Here is a 1,246-nt window from a genome sequence, read left to right as displayed (position 1 = left end):
GCACACCCCCGCTACTCCCCCAACCCCTCCCCCCAACCCACCAGATCTGATGTACCGTCAGATTCATGACTGCTGCTGTGACCGGTCGAAGGGTCGCGATCGTCGGCGTCTCCCTCTCCGACTGCGGCCGCGTGGACGACGCGACGCCGTACGCACTGCACGCCCAGGCCGCCCGCCGGGCCCTGGCCGACGCCGGGCTCGGCCGTGAGGTCGTCGACGGCTTCGCGTCGGCGGGACTGGGCACGCTGGCGCCCGCCGAGGTCGCCGAGTACCTGGGGCTGCGGCCCACGTGGGTGGACTCCACCTCGGTGGGCGGCTCCACCTGGGAGGTCATGGCGGCCCACGCGGCGGACGCGATCGCGGCGGGCCACGCGAACGCGGTCCTGCTCGTCTACGGCTCGACGGCCCGCGCGGACATCAAGGCGGGCCGGAGGACGGGCAACCTGTCCTTCGGAGCCCACGGCCCCCTCCAGTTCGAGGTGCCGTACGGCCACACCCTCATCGCCAAGTACGCCATGGCCGCCCGCCGCCACATGCACCAGTACGGCACCACACTGGAGCAGTTGGCGTCGGTCGCCGTCCAGGCCCGGGCCAACGCCGCGGCGAACCCGGAGGCCATGTTCCGCGACCCGATCACGGTGGACGACGTCCTGTCGGGCCCGATGATCGCGGACCCCTTCACCAAGTTGCACTGCTGCATACGGTCCGACGGAGGGGCGGCCGTACTGCTGGCGGCCGAGGAGTACGTGACGGACTGCCGTACGGGCCCGGTGTGGATCCTCGGCACCGGGGAGCACGTCTCGCACACCACCATGTCCGAGTGGGCCGACTTCACGGTCTCCCCGGCGGCGGTGAGCGGGCGGCTCGCCTTCCAGCGGGCGGGCGTGCGTCCGGACGAGATCGACGTCGCCGAGATCTACGACGCCTTCACCTACATGACGCTGGTGACCCTGGAGGACCTCGGCTTCTGCGGGAAGGGCGAGGGCGGTGCGTTCGTGGAGAAGGGGCGGCTGACGCTGACCGGCGACCTGCCGGTGAACACCGACGGGGGCGGGCTGTCGGCCCAGCACCCCGGGATGCGGGGGCTGTTCCTCCTCGTGGAGGCCGTACGGCAGCTGCGTGGGGAGGCGGGCGAGGGACGGCAGGTGCGCACGGCGGACGGTGCCGCGCCCCGGCTGGCCGTCGCGTCCGCGACGGGCGGCTGGTTCTGCTCGTCGGGGACGGTGGTGCTGGGGCGGGGCTGAGC

General features: G+C 72.8%; 1 protein-coding gene. It reads left to right on the top strand.

What is annotated here, in order from left to right; all coding sequences use genetic code 11:
• Window positions 1–65: 65 nt before the first annotated feature.
• Window positions 66–1,244: a thiolase C-terminal domain-containing protein gene (locus FNH08_RS50230; protein ID WP_152778703.1), complete on the top strand. Its 1,179-nt coding sequence runs from the start codon at window positions 66–68 to the stop codon at window positions 1,242–1,244.
• Window positions 1,245–1,246: the final 2 nt, after the last annotated feature.

Origin of the sequence: Streptomyces spongiae (assembly GCF_009377185.1) — a bacterium.
Lineage (GTDB): Bacteria > Actinomycetota > Actinomycetes > Streptomycetales > Streptomycetaceae > Streptomyces > Streptomyces spongiae.
This window is presented reverse-complemented; position numbering and strand designations above follow the sequence as displayed.